The organism is Aquabacterium sp., from assembly GCF_036279675.1.
Lineage (GTDB): Bacteria > Pseudomonadota > Gammaproteobacteria > Burkholderiales > Burkholderiaceae_C > Aquabacterium.
The window spans coordinates 1-8,706 of sequence record NZ_DASUIS010000115.1 but is presented as its reverse complement, the minus strand read 5'-3'; the positions used below and the strand labels follow the sequence as shown (position 1 = coordinate 8,706).

Here is an 8,706-nt window from a genome sequence, read left to right as displayed (position 1 = left end):
GGCGAACGCATGATCGTGTCTGCCAAGGAGCAACTGGTGCTGCGTTGCGGCGAGGCCAGCATCACCTTGACCAAGGCAGGCAAGGTCCTGATCGACGGCACCTATGTGCTGAGCCGCTCCAGTGGTGTCAATCGGGTCAAGGGTGGCTCGGTGCAGTTGAACTGACCGAAGGCTCACCACATGCAGCTGATCAATGCCACCCGCATGGTTGCGGGCTACAACGTGGGGCTGGAGCCCAGTGGGCGCGAGTTGCTGGTCGTTGTCGTGAAAGGCACGTTCACCTTGCCGGAGCCTGGCGGGCAGGTGCGCCTGCATGACAAGCAGGTGCCATTGGTGCTGGCCGATGTGTTCTCCGGCGAGCCAGGGCTCAGTGCCATCTTGTATGAGTCTGATTTTGCGCCGCGCAAGCAACGTTGTGATGTCTTGCTGGTGGGCAGTGCGCATGCGCCTGCCGGTGAGGCTGTCACACGCATGCGCGTGGGCATGAAGGTTGGCACGATCGACAAGATGGCCGATGTGGTGGGGGATCGGGTCTGGCAGGCCGGCCTCACCGGGATCAGTGCTTCTTCGCCGCAGCCTTTTGTGACGATGCCGGTGTCGTATGACCGTGCTTTTGGCGGCCTGGACAGGTTCAGCGAGGACGAGCGCGAACATGATGCGTATGTGGCGAATCCGGCCGGGCGAGGTTGGCATCGGCACTTGAAGAACGCCTGGGTAGATGGCACGCCTTTGCCCAATGTCGAGATGCCCTCGGAGGGGGTGAGCTTTCCCACCGATGAATGTCGCCCCGTGGCCTTTGGCCCGCTGGGTCGTGCATGGCCGCAGCGTGCACGCTTTGCAGGGACCTATGACCAGGCCTGGATGGACGACGTCTTTCCCTTCCTGCCCAAGGATTTCGACGAGCGCTATCACCAGTCGGCACCGGAGGATCAGCAGATGGCGTTCCCTCAGGGGCCGGTGGCGGTGCAGTTGCAGGGCTTCACGCCCGATGGCGTGCGTAGCTTTGTGTTGCCCTATTTCGAGGCGCCCGTGACGATCTATCCCAAGCGTGGGGAGAGAGAGCCATGCAAGGGTGTGCTCGATACCATCGTGCTGGAGCCCGATGCCGGTCGATTGACCCTGACCTGGCGCGTGACGCGGCCGCTGCGCAAGAGCATCCATGAGATCGCGCGCGTGCAGGTGGGTGTGCATGGGCAGGAGCGTCTGGACGCGCCTGTTGAGGGCGCGGCGATGGCCAGCGCAGGGGGCTCGCGATGACGGTGACACCATTGGCCATTGAAGGCGTGGGCCTGGTCACGGCGGTGGGGCACACGGCTGCGGCATCCTGTGCGGCATTTCGGGCCAAGGTCAGCAATCCTTCGCCCACCCGATTCATGGACAGCACGGGCCAGTGGATCCTGGCGCATGGCGTGGCCATGGTGCCAGGCCTGTCCGGTGTGGCGCGGCTGGTGGCCATGGCGGTGGCTGCCGTTCGCGAAGCCCTGCCTGGTGCAACGGCCGCCCAGTGCATCGGCATCCCCATGCTCCTGTGCGTGGCCGAGAAGGAGCGTCCGGGTCGCATGGCCGATCTGGACGACAGCGTGCTGGCGCGCCTGCAGGCCGAGTTGCAGTTGACGTTCTCTCCTGATTCCGCCGTGATCGCACAGGGCAGGGTGAGTGTGCCTGTGGCCATGGCCTTGTCGCGCAAGTTGCTGGAGGCGGGGCGCGCGTCTCGGGTGTTGATCGTGGCCACAGACAGCCTCTTGCACTGGCCCACGCTGGACCACCTCGACCGTGAAGGCCGCCTGCTGACGCAAGACAACGCCAATGGCTTCATGGTGGGCGAGGGCGCGGGGGCCTTGCTGGTCGGCCGTCCGACGGCGGGCGCTCAACTGCTGTGCACGGGCCTGGGTTTCGCCATCGAGGAGGCCCACATCGACAGCGAACTGCCATTGCGGGCCGAAGGCCTGTCCGCGGCCATCAAGGGCGCCGCTCAGGAGGCCGGGTTGCGTGTGGACGATTTCGACTACCGCATCACCGACCTCTCCGGCGAGCAGTATTACTTCAAGGAGGCGGCACTGGCCCTGGCCCGCACGGTGCGCCAGTCCAGGCCCGAATTCGACCTGTGGCATCCCGCCGAATGCACGGGTGAGGCGGGCGCGCTGGCCGGCATCGCCATCGTGGCCCTGGCACAAGCTGCGGCCCGCAAGGGTTACGCCAAGGGCCCTCGCGTGCTGGCCCACATGGCCAACGATGCCGGGCCTCGCGCCGCGATGGCACTGCAATTCAAGGGGGCGTGATGGCCAACAAAGTATTCGCCAACATGATGGAGGTGTCGTGCAAGGCAGCTTCGGGCAAGACGATCTGCGCCTTTCCTGATGTCTGCATGACCCCGCCGATGACCCCTGCCACGCCGCCGGGTGTGCCCATCCCCTACCCGAACACGGGCATGGCGTCCGATGCCACGGATGGGTCGACCTCGGTCCAGATCTCCGGCAAGGAGGTCATGCTCAAGAACAAGTCCTGCTTCAGCAAGAGTTCGGGTGACGAGGCGGGCTCCGCGCCCAAGAAGGGTGTCGTCACCAGCAAGAACATGGGCAAGGTCTACTTCAACATGTGGTCGATGGACGTGAAGGTGGAAGGCGAAAACGTCGTCCGTCACCTGGACATCACCACGAACAACCACGCGGGCTCCATGCCCGGCAACACGCCGCCCATGCCCCATATCGATGGCATGGCGCCGCCTTCCATGAGCAGCGGGGGTTCTGATGAACAGTGCCCTCTCTGATCCCTTCTGCAAGGGCTCCCAGGTCAATCCGGTTGCCGGGGCCTGCGTCCTGGGGCGCAAGCCTGATCTGGACTTCGTGCTGGAGGGGCCCCTGCCACTGGACTGGCAGCGCAGCTATCGCTCCACGAACCAGCGTGAAGGCTGGTTTGGTCGTGGCTGGGGCTGTGCACTGGCGGTCTCGCTGGAGGTCAGCCCTGATCCTCGTGGTGTGGCCATCGAGCACATGGACTATGTCGATCCATTCGGGCGCCACATCCGGTTTCCGCGGCTGGAGCCCGGCACGGACCACTACTCGCCATTCGAGCGTCTGACATTGCGCCGCAGCGCGCAGGGGGTCTACAGCCTGGAGACGTCCGATGGCGTGACCTACACCTTTGGCGAGCGCATGGGCGTCAGCCACGCGCTGGCTGGCGTGCATGATCGCAACGGCAACCGCATTGACCTGACCCATCAGTTCGAGCAAGGCGTGTTGCGGGCGGTGCAGGTTCGTTGCAGCGGCGGGCAGACCTTGCTGTTGCGCTTCGAGAACCAGCGTCTGGCAGAGGTCGTGGCCGTGAGGGCGCAGCCAGTCAGGCTGGTGCGCTACACCTATTCCTTGCGCGGGGACCTCGCCAAGGTGTTCAACCGCCTGGGCGACGAAGTGCGCCTGTTCGAGTACAACGACGACCGCTTGCTGACCCGGCAGGTTCACGCCGGTCAGTTCGAGGCCTGGTACGAGTACGAGGGGGCCGGGCCCGGTGCCAAGGTGGTTCGCAGTGGCAACAACGTGGGCCAGAGCTGGCAGTTGCGCTATCTGTCTGATGTGACCGAGGTGACGGACCACGCGGGGCGGGTGACGCGCTACCACCTGGATGCCGACCGGCGTTGGTCAGGCTACAGCGATCAGGCGGGTGGCTTCACGCGGCGCGGCCTGGACCGCCATGGCAATGTGCGCGCCATCATCGATCCAGCCGGTCTGGTCACGGAAGCCTCGTTCGACGAGCGGGGCAATCCGGTCGAGTTGCGCGACGCAGCCGGTGCGGTCACCAAGGTGGAGTGGCATCCGGTCTTTGCCCTGCCGGTGATGGTGACCGATCCCATCGGGCGCGTGACGGCGTACCGGTACGACGAACGCGGCAACCTCGTCGGCAAGACGGCCCCTGATGGTGCAGAGACGGCCTACAAGCTCGACGAGCGTGGGCTGGTGGTCGAGATCGAGGATGCCAAAGGCGGCAAGAAGAAGCAGGCATTCAATGCGGCGGGGCAACTGATCCGCTACACCGACTGCTCCAACCAGACCACCACCTTCGACTACGACGAAGAGGGCAATCTGGTGCGCATCACCGATGCGCTGGGGCAGGCCACGGTCATGAGCTACGACGAGCTCGGTCGTGTGCGGCGCCATACGCTGGCGGACGGCAGTGCCGAAGCTTATGAATACGATCTGGCCGGGCGGGTGGTGTCGGTCACCAATGCCATGGGCACCACCACGCGGTATCGATATGGCCTGGACGGGCAGATCGAGGAGCGCATCGATGCGCTGGGGCAGCGCCTGCAGTACAAGTACGACCGTCACCGCCTGCTGGGGGCCTTGGTCAACGAGAACGGCGACGCCTACCGTTTTGCCTACGATGCGCTGGACAGGCTGATCGCCGAAGAGCGTTTCGACAAGACCCGCACGCACTTCACCTACGACCTTTCCGGCTACCTGATCGAAACGGTCGAAGCACCAGGCCATGAGCAGGCCATCCCTACGCGCTACCGGCGCGATGCCATGGGCCGCTTGCTGGAGCGCACGACGCCAGCAAGCCGTGCCTTGTTCGCCTACGACGAGGCAGGGCAGTTGATCCTGGGCCAGAACGCCGAGGTGCTGGTGCGCCTCGGCTACGACAAGGCCGGGCGCCTGGCCAGCGAGCACACCACGCTGGGCTCCCGCGAGCACAAGCTGGCCTACGAATACGACCCACTGGGCAACCGCATTCAGTCAAGCTTGCCGGATGGCACGGTGGTGAGCCGCCTGCATTACGGTGATGGCCACACGCACCAGATCCTGTGCGACGGTGCGCCGGTGACCGACATCGAACGCGACGCCCTGCACCGCGAAATCTCCCGCACGCAAGGCCGCCTGCTTCAAAGCCGGCAGTACGACGCTGCCGGCCGGTTGAGCCTTCTGTCGAGCCAGGCCAGTGTGCCGGATGTGCCTGGTGCACAGACTGCCGGCACGCACATCGAGCGCAGCTTCAGCTATGACCTGGCCGGGCGTCTGGTTCAGTGCCTGGACAGAGGTCGCACGCAAAGCTATCAATACGATGCGCTGGATCGACTGACCCGCTTCAACGATGAGGTCTACGCATTCGATCCTGCGCACAATCTGGTGGATCAGGCTGCTGCTGGTGGCGTGGTGGGCCGGGTCGAAGGCAACCGGGTGCTGGTGCACGAGGACAAGCGCTACCGCTATGACGCCCATGGCCGCGTGGTGGAAAAGCGCGTGGGTGCCCACACCACCATCACGCTTCAGTGGAACGATGAACATCGCCTGGTGGGTTCCACCACCACTGGGCCCGATGGCCTGGTCAATGTCAGGTATGTCAACGATGCATTCGGCAGGCGGGTCGCCAAGCTCACGGAAGATGGCGCCACGCTCTTCGCGTGGGAGGGCAACCGTCTGGTGCAGCAGCAGGACGCCCATGGCGCCTTGACCTTCATCTACGAATCCACCAGCTTCGTGCCCCTGGCGCAGCTGTTCAAGCCACGGGAAGCGACCGGGGCAGCGCCCGCCATGCGTTACTACCAGTGCGATCAGGTGGGGCTGCCGCGAGAGTTGACCGATGCGCAAGGTCGCATCGTGTGGGAGGCGCAGTTCTCTGGCTGGGGGCGCGTCACCACCGAGCAAGGTGATGCGCAGGCTCAGCCCATTCGCTACCAGGGCCAGTACCACGACAAAGAAACGGGGCTGCATTACAACCGCTACCGTTACTACGATCCGGACATCGGGCGCTTCGTATCGTCCGATCCGATTGGCCTGGGTGGCGGCGACAACCTCTATCAGTACGCCGTCAATCCGCTGACCTGGATCGACCCGCTGGGCCTGGTCAAGTTCACGCCCAAGACCAAGGGCCTGATCCTGACGGAGAACTTCACCTTTCACGGCACGCACACCTGCGAGAAATGCAAATGTGCGGTGATCAAGCCCAAGAAGAGCAAGCGTGGTGAAACGCCGCCACAAAATGAATGGCAGATCGATCACATCGAAGCGGAGTCGGTTGGGGGGGGCGCTACGGAGTGCAATGGCCAGGTTCTGTGTCGCAAATGCAATCGCGCGGATTGGGACAAGCCCAAGCCGAACTACAAAGAGCAGAATCGCGCCCAGGCCGATGACGATGGAGGATGTGAATGACACAAGCAGAGCAGCGCCGCAAGGTCAACTTCCCGCTGGAGAAAGATGAAGACGGCTATCCGCCCTTCGATTGGGAGGGCATCTGGGCCGAGCCTGCGGGAGAGGGCTTCTGGTTGCTCGACAACATTCCCTTCTTTGTCTACGAGATCAGCAACCGCGACATCGTTCGCGCCAACGAAGAGGATGGTCGACTGGTGTTTGATCAGGTGCACCAGCGTCAGGGGCACAGCACCTTGCGCATCATCTTTGAAGACCTGGATCTGGTCGATGTGGTGCGGGCCACGCTCAAGCAGATGGGCTGCGCGACAGAAGGTGCGCACTCCAAACGCCTGGTGGCAGTCGATGTCGGCCCGGATGTGTCACTCAAGGAAGTGCGGGCCTACCTGACGGCCGCCATGGAGCGAGGCGGCCTGGAGTTTGAAGACGCCTGCGACCAGCACGGGCAGGCAGAAGATTGAGGCGATTCGCATGAGTGTGGCCACGCCCGCGCCTTTGCTGACGGTTGTGCAGCAGCACGCCGAAGAAGCGGCCATCTTGCGGCAGATTCGTGCCGTGCTGCTGCGTGCGCCGCATGTACAGCTGCATCGACTGGCCAGGCTGGACGAGCGCATCCTGGCGCATCTCGATGGCCTGGCAGAGTCTGGTGAGGCGGGGACCGTCGCCTTGCAGGCCATGCTGGAGGCCCCGACACCGGGCGCCGTCTTTGCCCTGGCCGTCGTTGCACTGCAAGGGCGTCAGGCGCCACTGTTGACGCAACTGGTCAGCCTTGCCGGCGCCTTGCCAGAGGCCGAGCAAGGCCTGGTTTCGGCCTTGGGGTGGGTCTCCTCGGAAGATCTGCAAGGGACCGTGCGGGCCTTGCTGGGCAGCACGGTTGCCGCGCACCGCGCATGGGCCTTGTCGGCTTGCGCGATGCACCGGGTGGATCCTGGCGTCGTGTTGTCGCAAGCGGTGTCCGATCAGGATGCGCAGGTGCGTGCGCGTGCCTGGCGTGTCGCCGGGCAACTGGGCCGGCGTGATCTGGCTGATGCCGCGCGCCAGTTGCTGGTCCCTGGGCCTGCTGCGCCGCACGATGAGCACGCCACCGTGGTGATCGCCCCGATGCGTCAGGCGCCATCCGAGGCGCCAGCCTGGGACGACAAGCGTGCTGCCGCCTGGGCCCTGACGCTCTGGGGCCTGGGGCACAACGATCTGGTGCGCAGCGTGCTGGTGCAGGCGCCAGCGGGCCAGCTGTTTCCGCCTCAGGCAGCACACCGCCTGGCCTTGATGGCCGCGCCGCTGGACTGGGGGCGTGATCAGGTGCGCGCGATGGCGCAGCCAGCCGAAACCGATCCGGTGATCAAGCGCCGCATGATGCGCATGGTGGCCTGGGTGGGCGATGTGCAGGTGCTGCCCTGGCTCATTCACCACATGGCAGATGACAAGTGGGCACGACTGGCCGGCGAGTGCTTCAGCCTGATCACCGGCGTGAACCTGGTCACCGAGGGCCTGGAGCGCGCGGCGTCCGAGGAGGGCGCTGCAACAGGCCCCAGCGACGATCCGGAGGAAGCCGACGTTGCCATGGATGAGGATGACAGCCTGCCCTGGCCCGACCCCTTGCGTGTGCAGGCCTGGTGGCAAGCCCAAGGCGGGCGCTTCGCCCAAGGCCAGCGCTACTTCATGGGGGCCGCCCCCAGCCCTGCGCACGTGCTGGATGTGCTCCAGCAAGGCGCCCAGCGTCAGCGGATCATGGCGGCCGAGTACCTGTGCCTGCTGCAACCGGGACGTGTGCTGTTCCCCGTGGCAGCACCGGCATGGCGGCAGCGCCGATGGTTGAATGAGGAACAGGTGGGCTCGGCATGATGAACATCAATCCCCTGATGGTGCTGGCGGCGGTGGGGGCGGTGCTGCTGGTGCTCGCCTTGATGGACATCGTCAAACACAAGCGCATCACGCCGGCCGCCAAGGGGCGCCTCATGACGGCGCTGATCTTTGCGGCCGTGCTGCTTTGGCAGGCGTGGCAGCACAAAGTCTGAGCGCGCGCAGTTTTGCGCGTTTGCGCGCATGACTTTCGTTGATTGACCAAGGTCAGCCGCCCCGACAACATCTCGGATATCGCCCCTACTCCATCTCTATAAACCGGGGCAGTCTGGAGCTTTCATGCACTTGCTCATCCGCGCCGTCAGCCTCGCTGGCCAGCCCTTGACGCAGGCGATTTCCGCATATTTCGATGAGCGCGGCGGCACCATTGGCCGCTCGGACACGAACACGCTGGCACTGCCCGATCCGGAGCGCCGCATTTCCCGTCTGCAGGCCGAAGTCAGCCGCAGCCCGGATGGCTGGCGCCTGCTCAATGTGGGCAACGCCAACCCGATCTGGCACAACAACCGCCCCATCCCACCGGGCGAGGGCGCCTTGCTCGACGAAAACGACGAGCTGCAGATCGGCACCTATGCCTTGCAGGTCACCTATTCGAAGAACGACGCCACCGCGCGCACGATCACCAAGGGCCGTGCTGCGGTGGACTCACGCACCGTCATCGTGGGCTCAGGCCAGGAGCCTCGCACCGACCCCAGCCTGATGCAGG

Annotated in this window: 8 protein-coding genes; all 8 read left to right on the top strand. The window is 64.8% G+C overall.

Translation table 11 applies throughout. From position 1 onward, the window contains the following. Positions 1 to 180: 180 nt before the first annotated feature. Positions 181 to 1,257: a DUF2169 family type VI secretion system accessory protein gene (locus VFW93_RS13525; protein ID WP_329694511.1), complete on the top strand. Its 1,077-nt coding sequence runs from the start codon at positions 181 to 183 to the stop codon at positions 1,255 to 1,257. Then, on the top strand, positions 1,254 to 2,279 hold the full coding sequence (locus tag VFW93_RS13520; RefSeq protein ID WP_329694510.1) for a hypothetical protein: 1,026 nt from the start codon (positions 1,254 to 1,256) through the stop codon (positions 2,277 to 2,279). The genes VFW93_RS13525 and VFW93_RS13520 overlap by 4 nt, the downstream gene beginning before the upstream one ends. Beyond that, the gene (locus VFW93_RS13515) at positions 2,279 to 2,767 is read left to right on the top strand and encodes a DUF4150 domain-containing protein (RefSeq protein ID WP_329694509.1); all 489 of its coding nucleotides are present in this window, start codon (positions 2,279 to 2,281) and stop codon (positions 2,765 to 2,767) included. The genes VFW93_RS13520 and VFW93_RS13515 overlap by 1 nt, the downstream gene beginning before the upstream one ends. After that, positions 2,748 to 6,143, top strand: coding sequence for an RHS repeat-associated core domain-containing protein (locus VFW93_RS13510; protein WP_329694508.1), 3,396 nt, complete (start codon positions 2,748 to 2,750; stop codon positions 6,141 to 6,143). Before VFW93_RS13515 ends, VFW93_RS13510 begins: the two co-directional genes overlap by 20 nt. After that, positions 6,140 to 6,601 carry a DUF4265 domain-containing protein gene (locus VFW93_RS13505; protein ID WP_329694507.1) on the top strand — a complete coding sequence of 154 codons (462 nt, stop codon included), beginning with the start codon at positions 6,140 to 6,142 and terminating at the stop codon, positions 6,599 to 6,601. Before VFW93_RS13510 ends, VFW93_RS13505 begins: the two co-directional genes overlap by 4 nt. A 10-nt stretch (positions 6,602 to 6,611) precedes the next feature. Next, on the top strand, positions 6,612 to 7,982 hold the full coding sequence (locus VFW93_RS13500) for a hypothetical protein (protein WP_329694506.1): 1,371 nt from the start codon (positions 6,612 to 6,614) through the stop codon (positions 7,980 to 7,982). Continuing rightward, positions 7,979 to 8,155, top strand: coding sequence for a hypothetical protein (locus VFW93_RS13495; RefSeq protein ID WP_329694505.1), 177 nt, complete (start codon positions 7,979 to 7,981; stop codon positions 8,153 to 8,155). Before VFW93_RS13500 ends, VFW93_RS13495 begins: the two co-directional genes overlap by 4 nt. Before the next feature lie 124 nt (positions 8,156 to 8,279). Next, positions 8,280 to 8,706: FHA domain-containing protein (locus VFW93_RS13490; protein ID WP_329694504.1), on the top strand; the 427-nt coding region annotated here is incomplete at its 3' end.

Bases quoted from the DNA above. Each gene is read 5' to 3' on its own strand.
- VFW93_RS13510 (WP_329694508.1), top strand. From the start codon at position 2,748: ATGAACAGTGCCCTCTCTGATCCCTTCTGCAAGGGCTCCCAGGTCAAT.
- VFW93_RS13500 (WP_329694506.1), top strand. From the start codon at position 6,612: ATGAGTGTGGCCACGCCCGCGCCTTTGCTGACGGTTGTGCAGCAGCAC.
- VFW93_RS13525 (WP_329694511.1), top strand. From the start codon at position 181: ATGCAGCTGATCAATGCCACCCGCATGGTTGCGGGCTACAACGTGGGG.
- VFW93_RS13520 (WP_329694510.1), top strand. From the start codon at position 1,254: ATGACGGTGACACCATTGGCCATTGAAGGCGTGGGCCTGGTCACGGCG.
- VFW93_RS13505 (WP_329694507.1), top strand. From the start codon at position 6,140: ATGACACAAGCAGAGCAGCGCCGCAAGGTCAACTTCCCGCTGGAGAAA.
- VFW93_RS13515 (WP_329694509.1), top strand. From the start codon at position 2,279: ATGGCCAACAAAGTATTCGCCAACATGATGGAGGTGTCGTGCAAGGCA.
- VFW93_RS13495 (WP_329694505.1), top strand. From the start codon at position 7,979: ATGATGAACATCAATCCCCTGATGGTGCTGGCGGCGGTGGGGGCGGTG.